This window comes from Tepidicella baoligensis (assembly GCF_013432195.1).
Taxonomy (GTDB): Bacteria; Pseudomonadota; Gammaproteobacteria; order Burkholderiales; family Burkholderiaceae_C; genus Tepidicella; species Tepidicella baoligensis.
This window is the reverse complement of sequence record NZ_JACCDB010000002.1, coordinates 157,944-179,489: the sequence shown is the minus strand read 5'-3', so window position 1 is coordinate 179,489 and position 21,546 is coordinate 157,944. Positions and strand designations below refer to the sequence as shown.

Sequence of the window (21,546 nt, the reverse complement as noted above, 5' to 3'; positions counted from 1 at the left end):
CACGCATGGTCGTTCAGGGCACGAGCACCGTGGGCCGTGCCACGGGCAGAAGGTCCGGATAGTCGCGGCTGAAGTGCAGGCCCCGGCTTTCCTTGCGGGCCTGGGCGCAGCGCACGATCAAGTCGGCCACCTCGACCAGGTTGCGCAGCTCCAGCAGGTCGCGCGTGACATGGAAGCTCTGGTAGAACTCCTGGATTTCGGCCTTGAGCAGCGCGATGCGGTGGGCGGCACGCTCCAGTCGCTTGTCGGTGCGTACGATGCCCACGTAGTCCCACATGAAGCGGCGCAGCTCGTCCCAGTTGTGCGAGATGACGACCTGCTCGTCGGCGTCGATGACGCGGCTGTCGTCCCAAGGCCGGATGGCGGGAATGGCGGCGCGAGGCTGGGCCAGCATGTCGCGCACGGCCGCGCGGGCGAACACCATGCACTCCAGCAGCGAATTGCTGGCCAGCCGGTTGGCGCCATGCAGCCCGGTGTAGCTGGCCTCGCCCACCACGTACAGACCGGGCAGGTCGGTGCGGGCGTTCAGGTCGGTGACCACGCCACCGCAGGTGTAGTGGGCGGCGGGCACCACGGGAATGGGCTCTTGCGTGATGTCGATGCCCAACTCGGCGCAGCGCGCCAGGATGTTGGGAAAATGCTCGTGCAGGAACTCGGGTGTTTGGTGCGAGATATCGAGGTACACGCAGTCGATGCCGTGTTTCTTCATCTCGAAGTCGATGGCGCGGGCCACCACGTCGCGTGGAGCGAGTTCGGCACGAGGGTCGTGATCAGGCATGAAGCGGTGGCTCCCCAGGTGTGCCGGCAGTTTCAGCAGGCCGCCTTCACCCCGCACCGCCTCACTGATGAGAAAGCTCTTGGCCTTGGGGTGATACAGGCAGGTGGGGTGGAACTGGATGAACTCCATGTTGGCCACCCGGCAGCCGGCGCGCCAGGCGGCCGCGATGCCGTCGCCCGTGGCCGTGTCGGGGTTGGAGGTGTAGAGATATACCTTGCCCGCGCCGCCGGTGCACAGCACGGTGTGCGGCGCCACGAACGCCTCCACCCGATCGGTGTCTTCGTTCAAGGCATAGGCGCCCAGGCAGCGACGCGAGGCATCGGGCTGCAGGCTGTGTTTGTGGCTGAGGATGAGATCGACCAGGCTGTGCCCCTCGAACACGTGCACGTTGGCGGCTTGGCGCACCCGTTCGATGAGGGTGTGCTGCACGGCCGCCCCCGTGGCGTCGGCCGCGTGCACGATGCGCCGGTGGCTGTGGCCGCCTTCGCGTGTGAGGTGCAGTTCACCGTCATACAGGGTGAACTGGGTCCCCATTTCGCGCAGCCAGGCGATGGCTTCTGGTGCGTGTTCGACGGTGAAGCGGGTGGCGACCGGGTCGCACAGGCCGGCCCCGGCCACGAAGGTGTCTTCCACATGGGCGTCGAAGCTGTCGTCTTCCGCCAGCACGGCGGCAATGCCGCCTTGGGCCCAGCCGCTGGAGCCGTCTTCGATGGTGCGTTTGGTGAGCACCGCCACGCGGAGATGCGACGGCAGCAGCAGGGCGGTGGAGAGGCCGGCCAGGCCGCTGCCGACGATGACGACGTCAAAGTGGTGGGTGGGTGCAGAGGCGTCTGTGGGGGGGTGGGAGTCGTTCATCGGGGACTGGATGGGTCAGGCAGGCGTGTAGGTCAGGCGCACGTATATGGGGGCATAGGCTTCGGCCTGGGTGAGTTCGATCAGCGTTTCCTTGGCCAGCTCCAGCATGGCGATGAAGGTGACGACGAGCACCGCAGTGCCCTGGGTCACGTCGAACAAGTCGGCAAATTCGACGAAGCGCCGGCCTTGCAGTCGGCGCAGGATCAGACTCATGTGCTCACGCACGCTGAGTTCTTCGCGGCTGATCTTGTGACGCTGAACGAGCCGTGCCCGGCGCAGGATGTCGCGCCAGGCGTCGGCCAGATCCTGAGGGTTTACGTCGGGGAGCCGTGGCACGAGCGAACGCTCCACGGCCACCTGGGCGCGCAGAAAGTCACGCCCCAGTTGTGGCAAGGCGTTGAGTTGCTCGGCAGCGAGCTTGATCTGCTCATACTCCAGCAGGCGCCGGACCAGTTCGGCGCGTGGGTCCTCGGCCTCATCGCCTTCTTCTACCCGCTTCGGGGGCAGCAGCATACGGGACTTGATCTCGATGAGCATGGCGGCCATGAGCAGGTATTCGCCGGCCAGCTCCAGGTTGCGCGCGCGGACCTGATCCACATAGCTCAGGTACTGGCGGGTGACCTCGGCCATGGGGATGTCGAGGATGTTGAAGTTCTGCTTGCGGATGAGGTAGAGCAGCAGGTCCAACGGACCCTCGAAGGCTTCCAGGAAAATTTCCAGGGCATCCGGTGGGATGTAGAGGTCTTGAGGCAGGGCGAACAGCGGCTCGCCATACAGCCGGGCTCGCGCGACCTGATCCACCACATCGGGCATGCTGTCGGGTAGCGCTCCGGTAGGCGGGAGATCGAGGTCGGCTTCGGGTGGCAAGGTGGCCATGGAGGAGCCCGCTGGGGCAGGGCGCGAGCCTTCAGCGCAGCGAGGGTTCGGTCTGATAGACGTAGGGTTTCTGCTTCGCGCGCGCGGCGCGGGCCTGGGCCATGAATTCGCGGTCAATGGACTGGTCCCAGAGCAGGGCACGGCCTTGGCGCTGTTCCGCTTCCAGTTCGGGTTTCTGTTGCTTGAGCGATTCGATGAACTGGGTGGCGTCGGAGGTGTAGTGCGGGCGGGCGAACAGGTTCATGGCGCGGGGTGTGAAGGGTCTGTCGGGTCGGGCAATCCATCGATTTTAGCCCGCCCGTCTCACTCCACCGGGTGCAGCTTGGCCGCAAAGCCCGATCGTTCGATGAGCGAACGCGGTTGTTCGTTCAAGCCGGTGATGGACAAGCGTCCGCCGCGTTTTTCCAGGGATTTGTGCAGTTGCTCCAGGGCGTCCAGCCCGGTGGTGTCCAGCGAGATCAACTGGCTCGCATCCAGCACCACGTGAACCCCTTGGGGGGCGCGTTCCACGGCGTCCACGATGCGGTCGATCTTGGTCACGGCACCGAAGAACAGCGAGCCGTACAACTGGTAATGCATGCGCCCGTCGGTATCGCCACGCGGCTCCGCGCGGAAGATCTCGCTTTGGCGGCGCACGAACAGCACCACCGCCAGCACCAGACCCAATTCCACCGCCACCGTCAGGTCGAACACCACCGTCACGAAGAAGGTGGACAGCAGCATGATCCGGTAGTGGTTGCTGAACTGGCGCAGCCGGGCGAACTCTCTCCACTCTCCCATGTTCCAGGCCACGAACAGCAGCACACCCGCCAGCACCGCCAGCGGAATGTGTTTGGCCAGGGGGGCGGCCAGCAACACCACCGCCATGAGCGTGAGGGCGTGCACGATGCCCGCGACCGGCGAAGTGGCCCCGGCGCGGATATTGGTCACGGTGCGGGCGATGGTGCCGGTGGCCGGCATGCCACCGAAAAAGGGCACCACTGCGTTGGCGATGCCCTGAGCCATGAGTTCCTGGTTGGGGTCGTGCTTGGGGCGGTCGCTGAGCTGGTCGGCCACCCGTGCGCACAACAGCGATTCGATCGCGCCCAGCAAGGCGATGGTCAGGGTGGGCACCACCAATTGCTTGACCGTTTCCCACGAGAACGCAGGCCAGTTGAAACTGGGCAGGCTCTGCGGGATGCCGCCAAAGCGCGAGCCGATGGTTTCGACCGGTAGCTCCAGCGCCCAGGCGAGCACCGACAGGCTGACCAGCGCGATGATGGGGGCGGGCACGCGCGAGGTGGCCTTGAGGGCGCTGACGGTTTCGATGCCTTCCAGCTTCTGGCGGAACCCCGAGTCGGCGGCCCACAGCCGCGGCCATAGGAACAGACCCAAGACGCAGGTGGCCGCCAGGGCAAAGGCCCACGGGTTGAAGCTGTCCAGGTGCCGGCTGATCGTGGCGATTTGCTGGAAAAAGTCGGCCGGCATCTTATCGACTTGCAGCCCGAACGCATCGCGCAGCTGCGACAGGCCGATCAGCACCGCGATGCCATTGGTGAAGCCGATCACCACGCTCACGGGCACATAGCGCACCAGCGTGCCCAGTCGGAACCATCCGAGCAGGAACAGCAGCACACCGGCGCACAGCGTGGAGATGAGCAGGTTGGCCAGCCCGTAGCGCTCCACGATGCCGTAGACGATGACGATGAAGGCACCCGCCGGCCCGCCGATCTGCACCGAGGTGCCACCCAGCAGCGAAATCAACAGCCCCGCGATGATCGCCGTCCATAAGCCGGCGGCAGGCTCCAGGCCCGAGGCAATCGCGAACGCCATGGCCAGGGGCAGGGCGACGATGCCCACCGTGGCCCCGGCGCCAGCGTCCTTGATCAGACGCTCGGTGTTGTAGCCCTGCAAGTCCTGCAGCAGGCGGGGGCGGAACGGAGCCAGGTGGGGTATGCGCGGAAGCATGCCAAATGTTACAACCTGTCACGACTTCGCTCTGGTGCGGAGATGACGGTTTTCGGTGAGGGTTTACACCAGGTGAGCCGTTTCAGGCGCTGGGCATGGCGCCCAGCACCCATCAGTGGATCCGCATGCCGGGCTGGGCGCCGGGCCACGGGTGCAACACGTAGATGCCGGGATGGGCCTTTTCGTCTGCATGGCTGGCGGCCAGCACCATGCCTTCGCTCACGCCGAACTTCATCTTGCGCGGCGCCAGGTTGGCCACCATGACGGTGAGCTTGCCGACCAGGTCCTCAGGCTTGTACATGCTGGCGATGCCGCTGAACACGTTGCGTGTGCGGCCTTCGCCCACGTCCAGCGTCAGGCGCAGCAGCTTGGTGGAGCCTTCCACTGGCTCGCAAGCCTCGATGCGGGCAATGCGCAGATCGACTTTGGCGAAGTCGTCGATGGAGATGGTTTCCGCGATCGGCTCCCCGCCTGGCGCCGGTTGGTCCGGCTCCGGTGTGGCCGGTGGCTCGAACAGGGCTTCGAGCAGCTTCACATCCACCCGCTGCATCAGGTGCTGGTAGACGCCGATGGTGTGGCCTGCGCCCAGCGGCGTGGTGGCATTGGCGTAAGTGAGGGGTGGGCACCGCAAGAAGGCCTCCACCTGGGCGGCCAGCGCCGGTAGCACCGGTTTGAGCAGAGCGGTCAGCACGCGAAAGCACTCGATGCAGGTGGTGCAGACATCGTGCAGACGAGCGTCCATGCCTGGCTGCTTGGCCAGTTCCCAGGGCTTGTTCTGGTCCACGTATTCGTTGACGCGGTCGGCCAGGGCCATGGTCTCGCGGATGGCCTTGCCGTATTCGCGCTCGGCCAGCAGTTCGGCGATGCCCGGCACGGCCTGTTGCAGACTGTCGAGCAGGGCTTCGCCGTCGGGCGAGATGGCACCCAGCCGTCCCGCGAAGCGCTTGGCCATGAAGCCGGCCGCGCGCGAGGCGATGTTGATGTATTTGCCGATCAGGTCGCTGTTGACGCGGGCCACGAAGTCGTCGGGGTTGAAGTCCACGTCTTCCACGCGGCTGTTGAGCTTGGCGGCCAGGTAGTAGCGCAGCCATTCGGGGTTCAGACCCAGGCTGAGGTAGCGGAGGGGATCGATGCCGGTGCCCCGGCTCTTGCTCATCTTCTCGCCGCCGTTGACGGTGATGAAGCCGTGCACGTTCACCTGCGTGGGCGTTTTGCGGCCGCTGAAGTGCAGCATGGCGGGCCAGAACAGGGTGTGGAAATAGGTGATGTCTTTACCAATGAAGTGCACCTGCTCGACCGCCGGGTCGGCCACGAATTCGTCGTAGGACTGCGTGGTGCGCGATTCCGGGTGCCAATGGTTCGCCGCCTGGCCTTTGGCAAAGTGGTTCTTCAGGCTGGCGAGGTAGCCGATGGGGGCGTCCAGCCAGACGTAGAAGTATTTGCCCGGCGCGTCAGGGATCTCGATACCGAAGTAGGGCGCATCGCGCGAGATGTCCCAGTCGCCCAGGCCGCCATGGCCATGTTCATCTTTGGCGAACCATTCCTTGATCTTGTTGAGCACCTCGGGCTGCAGGCGGCCGGGTTCGCTGGTCCAGTTTTCCAGGAATTCGAGGCAGCGCGGGTCGCTGAGTTTGAAGAAGTAGTGCTCGGAGCTGCGCAGCACCGGCGTGGCGCCGGACAGAGCGGAGTAGGGGTTCTTCAGCTCGGTGGGGGCATAGACGGCGCCGCAGCTCTCGCAGGAGTCCCCGTACTGGTCCTTGGCGCCGCACTTGGGGCATTCGCCCTTGATGAAGCGGTCGGGCAGGAACATGTTCTTCTCGGGGTCGAAGAACTGCTCGATGGTTTTGGTGCTGATCAGGCCGTTGGCCTTGAGGCCGAGGTAGATGCTCTGCGCCAGCTCGTGGTTCTCGGGGCCGTCGGTGCTGTGCCAGTTGTCGAACTTGATGTGGAAGCCGTCCAGGTATTGGGCGCGTCCGGCAGCGATGTCGGCCACGAACTGCTGTGGCGTCTTGCCGGCTTTTTCGGCGGCGATCATGATGGGGGCGCCGTGGGCGTCGTCGGCGCCCACGAAGTGCACCTCGTGCCCGTGCATGCGCTGCATGCGCACCCAGATGTCGGCCTGGATGTACTCCATGATGTGGCCGATGTGGAAGTGGCCGTTGGCGTAGGGCAGGGCGGTGGTGACGAAGAAGCGTCGTTTCTCAGGGCGCGCGGTCATGTGGGTGTCCTTGTGGGCAAGCCCACGATTTTAATGAGGGCACCGCAGCCCCGATACCCCGGTCAGACTTCACAAGCGGATAGACTTCGTGCACCCATCACTCACAACGGAGACCCTCACCCATGGCCGTTCAACAGCAGGCGCTGCTCCTGGCGCTGCAAGCCGTCACCGACCCCCATACCGGCAAGGATTTTGTGTCCACCAAGGCGCTGAAGCACCTGCAGGTGCACGACGGCGACGTGTCGTTCGACATCGAGCTGGGCTATCCGTGCCGAAGTCAGCATCCCGCGTTGCGCAAGGCGTTGATCGCGGCAGCCAAGTCGGTGCCAGGCGTGGAGAATGTGTCGGTCAACCTGCAGACCCGGATCATCGCGCATGCGGTGCAGCGTGGCGTGTCATTGCTGCCGAATGTGAAGAACATCATTGCCGTGGCTTCGGGCAAAGGAGGGGTGGGCAAGAGCACCACCACCGTGAACCTGGCGCTGGCGCTGGCTGCCGAGGGCGCGCGCGTCGGCATTCTGGACGCCGATATCTACGGCCCCAGTCAGCCCATGATGATGGGCATCGAGGGCCGGCCCGAGAGCCTGGACGGCCAAACCATGGAGCCGCTGGAAAACTATGGGGTGCAGGTCATCTCGATCGGTTTCCTGGTCGACAAGGACGAGGCCATGATCTGGCGCGGCCCCATGGCCACCCAGGCGCTGGAACAACTGCTGCGCCAGACCAACTGGAAGGATCTGGACTATCTGCTGGTGGACATGCCGCCCGGCACCGGCGATATCCAGCTCACGCTCAGCCAGCGTGTGCCCATGACCGGCGCCGTGATCGTGACCACGCCGCAAGACATCGCCTTGCTGGACGCGCGCAAGGGCATCAGGATGTTCGAGAAGGTGGGGGTGCCGATTCTGGGTATCGTGGAGAACATGGCGGTGTACTGCTGTCCGAACTGTGGTCACACCGAGCACATCTTCGGTGCCGAGGGTGGCCGGCGCATGGCAACCGAGTACGGCATCGATTACCTGGGCGCCCTGCCGCTGAACATGCAGATCCGGGTTCAGGCCGACAGCGGCCAGCCCACGGTCGTGGCCGACCCGGAGGGTGAGATCGCCGGCATCTACAAGGCGGTGGCGCGGCAGGTGGCCATCACCGTGGCCCAGAAGGCCAAGGATTTTTCATCCAAGTTCCCGACGATCAAGATTTCGACGGAGACTTGATGGCTGAATCGCCAACGGCTTCTGGAGGCCAGCCGCCTGCATGGCGTCGCATGGGGCCCCGAACGCGGCGGGTGGTCCAGGCGGTGCTGTACGAAACCTTTGCCGTGATCTTCGTGGCCTTGGCCCTGGCGCTGGCGTTCGACGAGCCGGCCCCGTCTGCGCTGGGTTTGTCGCTGCTCACGTCGGGCATTGCGCTGGCGTGGAACTATGTGTTCAACGGCCTGTTCGAGCGTTGGGAACGGCGCCAGCCGGTCAAGGGCCGCAGCTGGCGCCGCCGAGTGATTCATGGCCTGGGGTTCGAAGGAGGGCTGGCCATCCTGCTGATTCCAGTCATGGCCTGGTGGCTGCAGACCACCCTGTGGCTGGCGTTTCTGGCGGACTTGGGGTTGCTGTTGTTCTTCCTGGTCTATACCGTGGTGTTCACTTGGGTGTTCGACAAGGTATTCGGCCTGCCCCAATCGGCCCTGCAGCACCCGGATTGAGCGGCGAGACGCTACGCGCTTGCTCAGACCTGGGTGGCGCGACGTGCCTCCAGGTCGCGCAGTTTGAAGCGTTGGATCTTGCCGGTGGCTGTCTTGGGCAATTCATCCACGAACTCGATGTAGCGCGGGTACTTGTAGGGAGCCAGTCGCTCCTTGCAGAAGGCCTTGACGCCGTCCTCGTCCAGCGATTGCCCGGGCTTGAGCACGATGAAGGCTTTGGTCTTGACCAGGCCGTCGTGGTCGGTCTTGCCGATCACCGCTGCTTCCAGAATGGCGGGATGCTGCACCAGTGCGGCCTCCACCTCAAACGGGCTGACGTAAACGCCGCTGACCTTGAGCATGTCGTCGTTGCGGCCGGCGTAGGTGTAGTAGCCGTCGGCGTCACGGCTGTACTTGTCGCCGCTCTTGGTCCATTCGCCGCGGAAGGTGTCGCGCGACTTTTCCCGGTTGTGCCAGTACATGAGCGCGGCGCTCGGGCCCTTGACGTACAGGTCGCCGATCTCGATCGAGCCGTCGGCGTTGGGTTTCAGAGGCAGACCATCCTCGCCGCGCAGTTCCACTTCGTAGCCGGGTACCGGTTTGCCGGTGGTGCCATAACGCACGTCGCCGGGGCGGTTGGACAGGAAGATGTGCAGCATCTCGGTGGAGCCGATGCCGTCGATGATTTCGACGCCGAAACGGTTTGTCCAGCGCTCGCCGATGTCGCGTGGCAAGGCCTCGCCAGCGGATGAGCACAGGCGCAGCGCCACGTCGGCTTTGGCAGGCAGGTCGGGGTGGGCGAGCATGCCGCCGTAGCCGGTGGGCGCGCCGTAGAACACGGTGGGCTTGCGGCCGGCGAGCGTCGGGGTGCGGCCGGTGAGGCGCTGGAACACCGCGGGCGGTGTGGGGCGCTCAGCCATCAACACCACGGTGGCACCTACGCTCAGCGGGAAGCTGAGTGCGTTGCCCAAGCCATAAGCGAAGAACAGCTTGGCCGCCGAGAACACGGTGTCGGCCTCGGTCAGGCCCAGCACCGGTTGGGCGTAGAGCGCCGCCGTCCAGTACAGGTTGCCATGGGTGTGCACCGTGCCCTTGGGGCGGCCGGTGGAGCCGGAGGAGTAGAGCCAGAAGGCGGCTTCGTCGGCCAGCGTGGCAGTGGGAGCGGTTTGGGGAGCGCTGCGGGCCAGCAGCTCGTCCATGGCCAGGGTGTGGACACCGGGGCCGACGGGTAGGGTGTGTGTGGGCTTGGAGACGACCAGGTGCCGGACTTCGTGCGGGCCTTGTTCCAGAGCCGCTTCCAGCGTTGGCAGCAGGGCTTGCGACACCAGTGCCGCCTGCGCGCGGCAGTGGCGTAGCATGAAGGCGTAGTCCTCGGCCGTGAGCAGGGTGTTGAGGCACACCGGCACGATGCCGGCGTACAGGGCGCCGAGAAAGCTCACGACCCAGTCGTTGTTGTCATGCATGAGCAGCAGCACGCGTTCCTCCCGCCGCAGCCCCAGCGACCGCAGGCCACTGGCCATGCGCTGGACCCGTTCGGCCAACTCGCCGTAGGTCAGCAGCCCGTGATCGTCGATCAGGGCTACCTTGTCGCGGCGCGCGGCGTTGCGTTGGATCAGGTCGTGTGCGAAGTTGTAGTCCGTGGCCGGCGGTGGGGGCAGTTGTGTGGTCATCGGCTTCTCCTCGGTGGGCGGTTGAACGGACGGTGATCGGGTCAGAGCGACAAGGGTACGGCGCAGCCGCCCCACCGATCCAGTGCGACGGTGCTGGCCTGCACGGCGCTGCGGCGGTGGTAGAAGCCCAGGGCGCGTAGGCCGCCCAGCTCCTCGCCGCCACCGGCGCGACCCGGACCGCCATGCAGCGACATCGGCATCACATTGCCGTGGCCGCTGTGCAGGCGGGCCACGTCGGGCGAAACAGCGTGGATCCGGCCGTGGCTGGAACCCAGTTCCAGCGCTGTCTGAGCGATGAAGGCCGGGTCGGCGCTGTAGACCGACATGACCAGCGAACCCTCGCCGCGGCGGACGAGTTCATAGGCCTGCTCGATGCCGTCGTAAGCCATGAGCGTGGCCACCGGGCCGAACACCTCCACCTCGTGCAGCACGCGGGCATCAGCCGGCTGGCGGCTGCCCAGCAGGGTGGGGGCCACGCAGGCGGCCACGGCGGGGTCGGCGTCCACCAGGGCCACCTGGCTGCCATCGAACAACACCTCGGCTTCGGTTTTCAGGTGGGCGATGCCGGCCAGCACGGCGTCGTGCTGTGCGCGGCTCACCAGCGACCCCATGCGCACCACCTCGTTACGCGGATCGCCCACCGTCATGGAGGCGAGTTGGGCCGCAATGGCCTGGGCGGCGGCGTCGTACAGCGCTCTGGGCACGAACACGCGGCGGATGGCGGTGCACTTCTGGCCGCTTTTCACGGTCATTTCCCGCACCACCTCGCTCACCAGCAGGTTGAAGGCTTCGCTGTCGGCGGTGGCAGCGGGGTCGAGCAGGGCGGAGTTGACGCTGTCGGCCTCGATGTTGCAGCGCACCGAGCGCTGGGCCACCGCGGGGTGGGAGCGGATGATGCGCCCCGTCTCGGCCGAGCCGGTGAAAGAGACCACATCGAACGGTTCCAGCTGGTCCATCAGCCCGGTCGACGAGCCGCAGACGATGGACAACGCGCCGGTGGGCAGGATGTTCGCGTCGATCACGTCCTGCACCATGCGCTGGGTGAGCCACGCCGTGCTGGTGGCGGGCTTGACGATGACCGGCACCCCCGACAGCAGCGCCGGTGCGGCTTTCTCCCACAGGCCCCAGCTCGGGAAGTTGAAGGCGTTGATGAACAGGGCCACGCCGCGCGTCGGGGTGAGGATGTGCTGGGCCTGGAACAGCGGGTCCTTGCCCATGCGGATGCGTTCGCCATCGAGCAGGAAGCGGGCGTCACCCAAGGCCGCGCCCTGTTTGGCGTAGTAACCCAGGGTGAAGATGCCGCCGTCGATGTCCACCGCCGAGTCTTTGGCGACCGTGCCCGAGTTGGCGGTGGCGATTTCGTGGTAAGCCTCGCGGTTCGCCTGCAGGATCTTCACGATTTCGCTCAGCAAAGCGGCGCGCTGCCCGTAGCTCAGGGCACGCAAAGCGGTGCCACCCTGCTCGCGGGCGAAGCGAAAGCCTTCGGCCAGGTCCAGCCCCTGGCTGGAGACGCGCACCAGCTCAGTGCCGCGAACCGGATCGAACAGGGGTGTGCCTTTGCCTTGCCCGTGTTGCCAGCGGCCGGCGAGGTGGTTGGGGAGCAGGGGCGTAGGGTTCATGTGCGGGCTCAATGGGGTCGGGCTATTCAGTGCATGTCAAAGACGGTATAAATGCACTATCTTGCTTGCCTGCAAGTATGCATTAAAGTGCATGTTTTGGGTGAATCGCTGCCTTAAGGGTTTTCCCTCGGTTCACGGATGTTTCCAACCAACAATGAGATGTCATGACAGAAATGACCATCGAATCCGGCCTGAGAGTGCCCGCCGTGGACGCTCTGGGTGTGGTTCTGGAGGGGAGCGAGGCTGGGGAACAGCGCAGTCCGTTCCTGGTGGCGCTGGGCGAGCGGGTGCGCACCTTGCGTTCGCGCAAAGGCATGACGCGCAAAGCCGTGGCGTTGGCGGCCAATGTGTCGGAGCGTCATTTGGCGAATCTGGAGTACGGTTCGGGCAATGCATCCATCCTGGTGTTGTTGCAAGTCGCGCGGGCGCTGCAATGCTCACTCGCCGAGCTGCTGGGCGATGTCACCACTTCGTCGCCAGAGTGGCTGCTCATTCGAGAGCTGTTACAGGGGCGCGACGAGACCGAGTTGCGGCGTGCGCGCATGAAACTGGTGGAGCTGTTCGGCAGCTCCGGCGTGGATGCCCAAGGGCGGCGCGCACGGATTGCGCTGATCGGTTTGCGGGGCGCCGGTAAATCGGCCCTGGGGGAGCGGCTGGCGCGCGATCTGGGTTATCCGTTCATCGAACTCAGTCGCGAGATCGAGCAGTTCGCCGGTTGCAGCATCAGCGAGATCCACAACCTGTACGGCACCAACGCCTATCGGCGCTACGAGCGCCGGGCATTGGAGGAGGCGATCCAAATCTATCCCGAGGTGGTGATCGCCACGCCGGGAGGCTTGGTGTCGGATTCGGCCAACTTCAACCTGCTGCTGCAGCACTGCACCACGGTGTGGCTGCAAGCCGATCCGGCCGATCACCTCAAGCGTGTGGCCGCCCAGGGGGACATGCGCCCCATGGCCGCGAGTCGCGAGGCGCTGGAAGACCTCAAGCGCATTCTCGAAGGCCGATCGGCCTTCTACTCCAAGGCCGATCTGACGCTCAACACCAGTGCCTACACGCTGGACGAAGCCTTTGCGCAGTTGCGCCAGGATGTCCGGCGCTTTCTGGAGTTGCCGGTTTGAAGGAAATCAGGGTTAATACCGACATGATGAACTAAAATTCATTTGACCGAGCCTCAATAGATGAATTATTATTCATGTGCCGCATGCATGAATGTGCATTCATTTCCCTGTTGAGCCGTTGAGGAGCCTCCATGAGTCAGAATCCCGTCACCCAGCCCCGGGTCGATTACCAGACCGATCCGACGCAGTACAAGCACGTCACCCTGTCGTTCGACGGGGAGTTGGCCACCCTGGCGTTGAACATCCACGAAGACGGTGGCCTGCGCCCAGGCTACAAACTCAAGCTCAACAGCTACGACCTGGGGGTGGACATCGAATTGCACGACGCCTTGCAGCGTATCCGCTTCGAGCACCCGGAGGTCAAGGCGGTGATCGTCACCAGCCTGCGCGACCGCATCTTCTGCTCGGGTGCCAACATCTTCATGCTGGGCCTGTCCAGTCACGCCTGGAAGGTGAATTTCTGCAAGTTCACCAACGAAACGCGCAATGGCATCGAAGACAGCAGCCGCCACAGCGGGTTGAAGTTCGTGGCCGCGCTCAACGGCGCGTGTGCCGGCGGCGGGTACGAATTGGCCCTGGCCTGTGACGACATCGTGCTGGTCGATGACCGTTCTTCCAGCGTGAGCCTGCCCGAGGTGCCGTTGCTGGGCGTGTTGCCCGGCACCGGCGGTCTGACCCGTGTGACCGACAAGCGCAAGGTGCGTCACGACCTGGCCGACATTTTCTGTACCAGCGTCGAAGGGGTGCGTGGTCAGAAGGCGGTGGATTGGCGCCTCGTGGACGCGATTGCCAAGCCCGCACAGTTCCAGCAGGTGGTGCGCGAACGTGCGGTCAAGCTCAGCGCCGGGAGCAGCCGCCCGGGCGCAGGTGCACAGGGCATAGCCCTGACCCCGTTGAACCGCACGATCGAGGCGGACCAGCTCACCTATACCCATGTGACGGTACAGATCGACCGCAGCAAGCGGCACGCCACCTTCACGGTGAAGGCGCCCACCGGTGCCCAGCCTGGCGACATCGCCGCCATCGTGGCTGCCGGGGCCAAGTGGTATCCGCTCGAAATGGCACGCGAGCTCGACGACGCCGTTTTGCACATGCGCACCAACGAGCTGGACATCGGCACCTGGGTGCTCAAGACGGAGGGGGAGCCGGCCGCCGTGCTGGCCATGGATGCGACGCTGCGGGCCCACCGGGATCACTGGTTCGTCAACGAAACCCTCGGCATGTTGCGTCGCACGCTGGCGCGCCTGGATGTATCGAGCCGCAGCCTGTTTGCGCTCATCGAGTCCGGCTCCTGCTTTGCCGGCACGCTGGCCGAATTGGCCTTCGCCGCCGACCGAGCCTACATGCAGGTGCTGCCCGATGCGCCCGAGCAGCAGCCCACGTTGCAACTCAGTGAGCTGAACTTCGGCGCCTACCCCATGGTCAATGACCAGTCCCGTCTGGCCCGCCGTTTCTACGAGGAAGAGGGGCCCATGGGGGCTGCCCGTGCCGCCATTGGACAAGCCCTGGACGGTGATCAGGCCGCCAAGCTCGGTCTGGTCACGGCCGCGCTGGACGACATCGACTGGGCCGACGAAATCCGCCTGGAGCTGGAGCAGCGTGCCGCCATGTCGCCCGACGCGTTGACCGGCCTGGAAGCCAATCTGCGCTTCGCCCAGAAGGAAAACATGCTCACCCGTATTTTCGGTCGCCTCACCGCTTGGCAGAACTGGATTTTCCAGCGCCCCAACGCCGTCGGTGAAAAAGGAGCCCTGAAGGTGTATGGCAAGGGCGAGAAAGCCCAGTTCGACATGAACCGCGTCTGACCCCCCTCTCGTTGTGCGGCGGGTTTCCCGGTGGAGCTTGTCGCAACCGAATGCCATTTCCACCGTGTTTCTGTTTTTCGGAGACTCTCATGTCCGGCATCAACTACAGTGAAAAAATCCCCAACAACGTCAACCTCAGCGAAGACCGCACCCTGCAGCGTGCACTCGAGCATTGGCAGCCCAACTACCTGCAGTGGTGGCAGGAGATGGGCCCGGAAGGCTCGCAGAACTTCGACGTGTACCTGCGCACCGCCGTGAGCGTGGACCCGCAGGGCTGGGCGCAGTTCGGCTACGTGAAAATGCCCGACTACCGCTGGGGCATCTTCCTCAACCCGGCGGAGCAGGACCGCAAGATCCATTTCGGCGACCACATGGGCGAAGCCGCCTGGCAGGACGTGCCCGGCGAACACCGTGCCAACCTGCGCCGCATCATCGTCACCCAGGGCGACACCGAGCCGGCCTCGGTAGAGCAGCAACGCCATCTGGGCCTGACCTGCCCCAGCCAGTACGACCTGCGCAACCTGTTCCAGGTGAATGTGGAAGAGGGTCGGCACCTGTGGGCCATGGTGTACCTGCTGCACAAGTACTTCGGCCGCGATGGCCGCGAGGAAGCCGAAGCCTTGCTGGAGCGCCGCAGTGGTCACGATGACAACCCGCGTATCCTGGAGGCCTTCAACGAGAAGACGCCCGACTGGCTGAGCTTCTTCATGTTCACCTATTTCACCGACCGCGACGGCAAGTTCCAGCTCTGCGCGTTGGCCGAGAGCGCGTTCGATCCGCTGGCCCGCACCACCAAGTTCATGCTGACCGAGGAGGCCCACCACATGTTCGTGGGCGAATCGGGCGTGGGTCGGGTGATCACCCGTACCTGCGAGGTGATGAACCAGCTCAAGACCGACGACGTGAACAAGCTGCGCGCCGCCGGGGTGATCGATCTGCCCACCATCCAGAAGTACCTGAACTTCCACTTCTCGGTGACCATCGACCTGTTTGGTGCCGACCAGTCCTCCAACGCCGCCACGTTCTACAGCTCGGGGTTGAAGGGACGCTACGAAGAAGGCAAACGCACCGACGACCATGTGCTCAAGGGCAGCACCTACAAGATCCTGGACGTGAGCAACGGCACCCTGGTCGAGAAGGAAGTGCCCATGCTCAACGCCCTCAACGAGGTCCTGCGCGATGATTACATCACCGACTCCAAGGCCGGCGTCGAGCGCTGGAACCGACTGATCGAAAAGGCCGGTATCGATTTCCGGCTGAAAGTGCCGCACAAGGCTTTCCATCGCAACATCGGCACCCTGGCCGGCGTCAAGGTCAGTCCCGATGGCCGTGTGGTCAGCGACGCCGAGTGGAGCGCCCACCAGGCCGAATGGCTGCCCACCGATCAGGACCGCGCCTATGTGGCCAGCTTGATGGGCCGCGTGGTCGAGCCTGGCAAGTTCGCCAACTGGATCGCGCCACCGGTCATGGGCATCAACCGCCAGCCGGTCAATTTCGAGTACGTGCGATTCAACTGACGCCATGAGCACCGCCGTCCTGATCCAGCAGCACCTGATCGATCCCGAGATCTGCATCCGCTGCAACACCTGTGAGGCCACCTGCCCGGTGGGCGCGATCACCCACGACGCGCGCAACTATGTGGTGGACGCGGAGAAGTGCAATCTCTGCATGGCCTGTGTGCCGCCTTGCCCGACCGGCTCGATCGACAACTGGCGCACCGTGCCGCGCGATCGGGCCTACAGCGTGGAAGAGCAGCTCGGCTGGGACGAGCTGCCCGCGGCCTGGAGTGAGGAGGCGCTGGCGGCTCTGGGGGGCGGCGCAGACCCGGCGGTGGCAGCGGCCGAGGCCGCCCAGGCAGCCTTGGCTTCGGCGGCCGCCCAGACGTCGTGGGCATCGGTGGGGGCTGCGGAGCAGGGCGCGGTGTTCAACAGTGCCACCTACGGAGCCACGGTGCCCCCGTGGTCGGCCGCACATCCCTACACCAACCTCTACGGTCCCAAGGCGGCGCAGAAATCCATCACCGCCACCGTGACCGGCAACGTGCGCGTCACGGAGGTGGGTTCCGACTACGACACCCACCACATCGTTCTGGACTTTGGCAACACGCCATTTCCGGTGCTGGAGGGGCAGTCGATCGGCATCATCCCGCCGGGGTTGGACGAACGCGGCAAGCCCCACCACGCCCGCCAGTATTCGGTGGCCAGCCCGCGCAACGGCGAGCGCCCCGGCTACAACAACCTGTCCCTCACCATCAAGCGCGTGCTGCAAGACCACGACGGCAACCCCGTGCGTGGCGTCGGCTCCAATTACATGTGCGACCTGAAGGTGGGTGACCAGGTAGAGGTGATCGGCCCCTTCGGTGCCAGCTTCCTCATGCCCAACCATCCACGGTCGAGCATCGTCATGATCTGCACCGGTACCGGCAGTGCCCCCATGCGTGCCATGACCGAATGGCGCCGCCGCCTGCGCGCCAGCGGCAAGTTCGAAGGTGGCAAGCTGATGCTGTTCTTTGGCGCGCGCACGCCACAGGAGCTGCCGTACTTTGGCCCGCTGCAGAAGCTCCCCAAGGACTTCATCGACATCAACTTCGCGTTCAGCCGTGTACCCGGCCAGCCCAAGCGCTACGTGCAGGATGTCATGCGCGAGCGCGCCGCCGACCTGGTGCCCTTGCTGCAGGACCCGAACGCCTACTTCTACGTCTGCGGTCTCAAGAGCATGGAAGAGGGCGTGGTCATGGCCTTGCGCGATGTGGCCCAGGCCGCGGGACTGGACTGGGAGGCTCTGGGCGCCGAGCTGAGGAAGCAGGGGCGCCTGCATCTGGAGACGTACTGAGCCTCCATGGGCGGTGCGCCTCGGGATAATCCCCTAATAGGCGTATGGCTGGGCGGGTTGCGACAAATTGTCGCGGCCAATGCCGTACAGTTCCATCGCTATGGACGCATCCAAGGAGACCATCGGCGCCATTCACCCCACCCTTCAGGTGGGCGTGATCATGCGCCGTGAACCGGTTCAAGGCCCCATGAGCCGCTGGCAGGCCTTCCGCTGGGTACTGGCCGATGTGGTTCCCCAGGAGACCTTGCCCCCGTTGCCTGCGTTGGACGCACCGGGTGCTGCCAGTGCCCCCATCCCCATCGAGCCCGAGGGCGCGTTGCCCAAAGGGGCAACGCACTGGTTGTATCCGGGTTTCGAGGTGACGCTGCACCGCGACGACGCGGAGGGTTATTACCTGAACCTGACTTCCCCGCATCCGTGCTTCTGGGTGATGTGGCGGCTGGACAACGAGCAGTCCGACGACGCCTTCCCTCAGCCCCTGATCGTCACCGTGAGCTATCACGATGCCGGCCGCTGGCTCGACGCTCAGGAGCGGGTGGATCAGGTGCCCGCTCCATCCGGCGTGATCGACTGGATGGCCGGTTTCACCAAACTGCATTACCAGCCAGAGCCCAAGCGGCGCAAGCGCCCGGCCAGTTTTCAGTCGCTATCCGACCGCTTCGGTCATCCCGTGAGCATCACCACCGACAAGGTGCGTGGTGGAGACCGTCATGGCTGACGACGAAGGTTTTTTCAGCCGCTGGTCACGGCGCAAGGCCCAGGCCAGGCAGGAGGAACAGGCCGTGGACCGGCCCACGAGGCAGGCGGTGGGCGCAACCCCCGCAGCTGCCGCACCCATCCCGACCCCCCCCTCCGCCCCTTTGGCCGTCGAGCCGCCAGCTGCCCCCGGGCAGCCCATTGCGCCACCCTTGCCGGAGGCAGAGCGCCCTACCGAAGCCGCACCACCCCTGCCCACGCTGGACGATGTGCGCGCCCTGACGCCCGATGCCGATTTCAGCCGTTTTGTGGCGCCCGAGGTGTCGCCGGATGTGCGCAACGCGGCGATGAAAAAACTCTTTTCCGATCCGTTCTTCAATGAAATGGACGGGTTGGACATTTACATCGACGACTATTCCAAGCCAGACCCGTTGCCCGCCAGCTTGGCCCGCAAACTCGTGAGTGCCCAATTCATGAAGCTGTTCGACGAACCACAGGACGAGCAGCCCTCGCCCGTTGCGGTGCCATCCAGCGAACTTGCCCCCCGGCCCGCTCCCCTGGGCCAGCCACCCGAGGCGGTTGCGACGCCTGACCCTGAACCGGCTCCGGAATCCGACCCGCCCCAAGCTCCCCGACAACCATGACCACGCTCATCTGCAACTGCAACCGCACCCTGCCGCTGGACGGCGAGGCCCTGAGCCGCGTGCTCGACGAACCCTTGACCGTCCACACGACCTTGTGTCGCCGCGAAGCGCCAGCGTTTCAGCGAGCCACCCGCAGCCGGGAGGACTTGATCGTGGCCTGCACCCAGGAGCAGCGCCTGTTCAGCGAACTGTCCGAACAGACCGAAGGCGCCGTTGCCTTGGATGAGCGCCCCATCCGGTTCGTGAACCTGCGCGAAACCGGTGGCTGGGGCAAGGAAGGTACGCAGGCCACCGCGAAAATGGCGGCCTTGCTCGCGGCGGCCCGGCTGCCCGACCCCGACCCGGTGCCCACGGTCACCTACCGCAGCGCCGGCCGCCTGCTCGTGATCGGGCCACTCGATCGGGCGCAGTCACTGGCTGCACAGTTGGACGATGTGCTGGACGTGACCCTGTTTGCCACCGGTGGAGCCGGGGCGCAGGAGCGGCGCTATCCCGTGCTGGCCGGTGAGTTGCGTCGGCTCGACGGCTGGCTGGGGGCCTTCAAGGTCGAATGGACGGAAAGCAACCCCATCGCGCTGGACCTGTGCACCCGCTGCAATGCCTGTGTCGCGGCTTGTCCGGAAGGCGCGATCGGGCTGGACTACCAGATCGACCTCAGCGCCTGCCGCAGCCACCGCGACTGCGTGCGCGTGTGCGAGGCCCCGGGTGCCATCGACTTCCAGCGCGAGCCCGTGACCCACCAGGACACCTTCGACCTGGTGCTGGACCTTCGCGACTCGCCCGCACTGACCCGCCATGCCCTGCCGCAGGGCTACCTGCATCTGCCTGCGGCTGCCGGTGCCGATGCGCACATGGCAGCCATCGTCAAGCTGCGCGATGCCGTGGGCGAATTCGAAAAACCGCGCTTCTTCCAGTACAAGCCCAACATCTGCGCCCATGGCCGCAACGAGAAGGTCGGTTGCAATGCCTGCGTGGAGATCTGCTCGGCGTCGGCCATCACGAGTCGGTTGGTCAGCGCCGGGCCGCCCCAAGCTGACCAGAGCCCTCTCGGGGGGCAGCGCAGCGTGGGGGTACGGGGTGATGCGCAGCAGATCCACGTCAACCCCCATTTGTGCGTGGGCTGCGGCGCCTGCACGACGGTGTGCCCCACCGGCGCGCTGAGCTATGCCTATCCGGGTGTGGGCCATCAGGGGCAGCGGCTGCGTACCCTGCTGACCACCTACGCCCATGCCGGGGGGCAGAATGCCGCATTGTTGCTGCACAGCGAGCAGGCCGGGCAGCGGTTCGTCAACGACTGGGGGCGGGCGGCTCAGCTCGATGCTTCGGTGCGCGGCGTCCCGGCCCGGCTGATCCCCGTATCTTGCTGGCACACGGCCAGCCTGGGCCTGGAGGTCTGGCTCAGCGCCATTGCCTACGGTGCCAGTCAGGTGTTCGTCCTCGTGACCGACGAGGAGGCTCCCGATTACGTTCGCGCCCTGCAGGAGCAGATGGCGGTGGGCGAAGCCTTGTTGCAGGGGCTGGGTTACGGCGGTGAGCACTTCCGGCTGATCCAGGCCCGGGATGCGCGAGACATCGCCCACGTCGACCAGGCGGTGCGGGTGGCCCCGGCGGTCACGGTTCGCCAGCCGGCCACGTATGCGGTGCAAGCCTCCAAACGGAGCACGCTGGAGCTGGCGCTGGAGCACTTGGTGAAGCAGGCGCCCGCCAGCGCCTTGCCCGCGGCCATTGGGCTGCCGGCTGCTGGAGCTCCCTTGGGCAGCGTCCATGTCAACCCCGATGCCTGCACGCTGTGCCTCAGTTGCGTCAGTGCGTGCCCGGCGGGGGCGTTGCAAGACAACCCGGCCGTGCCCCAACTGCGCTTCGTCGAGAAAAACTGCGTGCAGTGCGGGCTGTGCGTCAAAACCTGTCCGGAGCATGCCATCCGGCTGGAGCCGCGCTTCTGGTTGTCGGAGCAGCGGCGCCAGCCGCGCGTGGTGAATGAACAGCCGGCTTATGCCTGCATCCGCTGTGGTAAGCCGTTTGGCACCCTCAAGGGGGTCGAGGCCATGCTGGGCCGACTGTCCGGGCATGCCATGTTCCAGGGCGCGGCGGCGGAGCGGCTGAAAATGTGCGGTGACTGCCGCGTCATCGATATCTACACCGGTAACGAAGTCAAGATCACCGACCTTTGAGCACAAAGCCCCCATGACACCCCACATTCCCGTGACCTCCGCCCTGGACGAGGAAACCGCGCGTGCCGAAATCTACGGCCTGCTGGCGGCCCTCTACTATGCGCCACCGGCGCCCGAATTGCTGGCCCAGCTTCGCGTGTCCGTGACCGAGGCGCCGGCCGCCGGGGCTTTCCTGGAAGAGCCGTGGCGTGGCCTGGTGGCCACGGCCCGCGAGCTGGACGACGCGATCATCGCCGACGAGTTCGACACCCTGTTCGGCGGCGTCGGCAAACCCGAAATCTACCTTTTCGGCTCGCATTACCTCAGCGGCTTCCTGAACGAAAAGCCCCTGGTCGCGCTGCGTTCCGACCTGGCCGATCTGGGCCTGACGCGCAACGAGCAGATGCCGGAAACCGAAGACCACATTGCCTACCTGTGTGAAGTCATGCGTTTCCTCATCGCGGGTGAGGACGTAGCCGTCTCCAACCTCACCCGGCAGCAAGCCTTTTTTGCGAAGCACTTGCAGCCCTGGGTCAACGACATGTGCGACGCGCTGGCCGCCCATCCACGCAGCCGCTTCTATGCCGCGCTGGCGGGCTTCACGCGGGCCTTCATGAGCGTGGAGGCACAGGGTTTCGACATGCTCGACTGATCCCGGCT

General features: G+C 65.3%; 17 protein-coding genes. 10 read left to right on the top strand and 7 right to left on the bottom strand.

Going from position 1 to position 21,546, the window contains the following annotated elements:
- Nucleotides 1-13: 13 nt before the first annotated feature.
- From nadB to metG, 5 genes are all read right to left on the bottom strand, one after another.
- A complete protein-coding gene (gene nadB / locus HZS63_RS03715) occupies nt 14-1,633 on the bottom strand; it encodes an L-aspartate oxidase (protein WP_180682696.1) in 1,620 nt (539 codons plus the stop codon).
- A 15-nt stretch (nt 1,634-1,648) separates the two neighbouring features.
- Nucleotides 1,649-2,509: a segregation and condensation protein A gene (locus HZS63_RS03710; RefSeq protein ID WP_180682695.1), complete on the bottom strand. Its 861-nt coding sequence runs from the start codon at nt 2,507-2,509 to the stop codon at nt 1,649-1,651.
- 31 nt (nt 2,510-2,540) lie between these two features.
- A complete protein-coding gene (locus HZS63_RS03705) occupies nt 2,541-2,753 on the bottom strand; it encodes a DUF3460 family protein (RefSeq protein ID WP_180682694.1) in 213 nt (70 codons plus the stop codon).
- Nucleotides 2,754-2,812: 59 nt separating this feature from the next.
- The gene (locus tag HZS63_RS03700) at nt 2,813-4,456 is read right to left on the bottom strand and encodes a SulP family inorganic anion transporter (protein ID WP_180682693.1); all 1,644 of its coding nucleotides are present in this window, start codon (nt 4,454-4,456) and stop codon (nt 2,813-2,815) included.
- Between the two features lie 112 nt (nt 4,457-4,568).
- The gene (gene metG, locus HZS63_RS03695) at nt 4,569-6,674 is read right to left on the bottom strand and encodes a methionine--tRNA ligase (RefSeq protein WP_180682692.1); all 2,106 of its coding nucleotides are present in this window, start codon (nt 6,672-6,674) and stop codon (nt 4,569-4,571) included.
- A gap of 122 nt (nt 6,675-6,796) precedes the next feature.
- Here metG and apbC point away from each other — a divergent pair, with 122 nt between their 5' ends.
- Both apbC and HZS63_RS03685 read left to right on the top strand, forming a co-directional pair.
- A complete protein-coding gene (gene apbC / locus HZS63_RS03690) occupies nt 6,797-7,888 on the top strand; it encodes an iron-sulfur cluster carrier protein ApbC (protein ID WP_180682691.1) in 1,092 nt (363 codons plus the stop codon).
- The gene (locus HZS63_RS03685) at nt 7,888-8,370 is read left to right on the top strand and encodes a PACE efflux transporter (protein ID WP_246316130.1); all 483 of its coding nucleotides are present in this window, start codon (nt 7,888-7,890) and stop codon (nt 8,368-8,370) included. The genes apbC and HZS63_RS03685 overlap by 1 nt, the downstream gene beginning before the upstream one ends.
- Nucleotides 8,371-8,393: 23 nt before the next feature.
- Here HZS63_RS03685 and HZS63_RS03680 read toward each other — a convergent pair whose 3' ends face one another.
- Together HZS63_RS03680 and HZS63_RS03675 are read right to left on the bottom strand one after the other, a co-directional pair.
- Nucleotides 8,394-10,019 carry a benzoate-CoA ligase family protein gene (locus tag HZS63_RS03680; RefSeq protein WP_180682690.1) on the bottom strand — a complete coding sequence of 542 codons (1,626 nt, stop codon included), beginning with the start codon at nt 10,017-10,019 and terminating at the stop codon, nt 8,394-8,396.
- A gap of 41 nt (nt 10,020-10,060) precedes the next feature.
- On the bottom strand, nt 10,061-11,638 hold the full coding sequence (locus HZS63_RS03675; protein WP_180682689.1) for a 3,4-dehydroadipyl-CoA semialdehyde dehydrogenase: 1,578 nt from the start codon (nt 11,636-11,638) through the stop codon (nt 10,061-10,063).
- A 173-nt stretch (nt 11,639-11,811) separates the two neighbouring features.
- Here HZS63_RS03675 and HZS63_RS03670 point away from each other — a divergent pair, with 173 nt between their 5' ends.
- The 8 genes from HZS63_RS03670 (at nt 11,812) to HZS63_RS03635 (ending at nt 21,538) form a co-directional block, all read left to right on the top strand.
- Nucleotides 11,812-12,759, top strand: coding sequence for a helix-turn-helix transcriptional regulator (locus HZS63_RS03670; protein WP_425505913.1), 948 nt, complete (start codon nt 11,812-11,814; stop codon nt 12,757-12,759).
- Between the two features lie 131 nt (nt 12,760-12,890).
- The gene (gene boxC / locus HZS63_RS03665) at nt 12,891-14,564 is read left to right on the top strand and encodes a 2,3-epoxybenzoyl-CoA dihydrolase (protein ID WP_180682687.1); all 1,674 of its coding nucleotides are present in this window, start codon (nt 12,891-12,893) and stop codon (nt 14,562-14,564) included.
- A gap of 89 nt (nt 14,565-14,653) precedes the next feature.
- Nucleotides 14,654-16,081: a benzoyl-CoA 2,3-epoxidase subunit BoxB gene (boxB, locus tag HZS63_RS03660; RefSeq protein WP_180682686.1), complete on the top strand. Its 1,428-nt coding sequence runs from the start codon at nt 14,654-14,656 to the stop codon at nt 16,079-16,081.
- A gap of 4 nt (nt 16,082-16,085) precedes the next feature.
- Complete coding sequence (gene boxA, locus HZS63_RS03655) at nt 16,086-17,396, top strand: benzoyl-CoA 2,3-epoxidase subunit BoxA (protein ID WP_180682685.1); 1,311 nt, start codon at nt 16,086-16,088, stop codon at nt 17,394-17,396.
- Nucleotides 17,397-17,475: 79 nt separating this feature from the next.
- Nucleotides 17,476-18,114 carry a DUF3305 domain-containing protein gene (locus tag HZS63_RS03650; protein ID WP_180682684.1) on the top strand — a complete coding sequence of 213 codons (639 nt, stop codon included), beginning with the start codon at nt 17,476-17,478 and terminating at the stop codon, nt 18,112-18,114.
- A complete protein-coding gene (locus HZS63_RS03645; protein WP_246316129.1) occupies nt 18,107-18,736 on the top strand; it encodes a DUF3306 domain-containing protein in 630 nt (209 codons plus the stop codon). The genes HZS63_RS03650 and HZS63_RS03645 overlap by 8 nt, the downstream gene beginning before the upstream one ends.
- Nucleotides 18,733-20,907, top strand: coding sequence for a 4Fe-4S dicluster domain-containing protein (locus HZS63_RS03640; protein ID WP_246316128.1), 2,175 nt, complete (start codon nt 18,733-18,735; stop codon nt 20,905-20,907). The genes HZS63_RS03645 and HZS63_RS03640 overlap by 4 nt, the downstream gene beginning before the upstream one ends.
- Before the next feature lie 13 nt (nt 20,908-20,920).
- On the top strand, nt 20,921-21,538 hold the full coding sequence (locus HZS63_RS03635; protein WP_180682683.1) for a TorD/DmsD family molecular chaperone: 618 nt from the start codon (nt 20,921-20,923) through the stop codon (nt 21,536-21,538).
- The last annotated feature ends 8 nt before the right edge of the window (nt 21,539-21,546 follow it).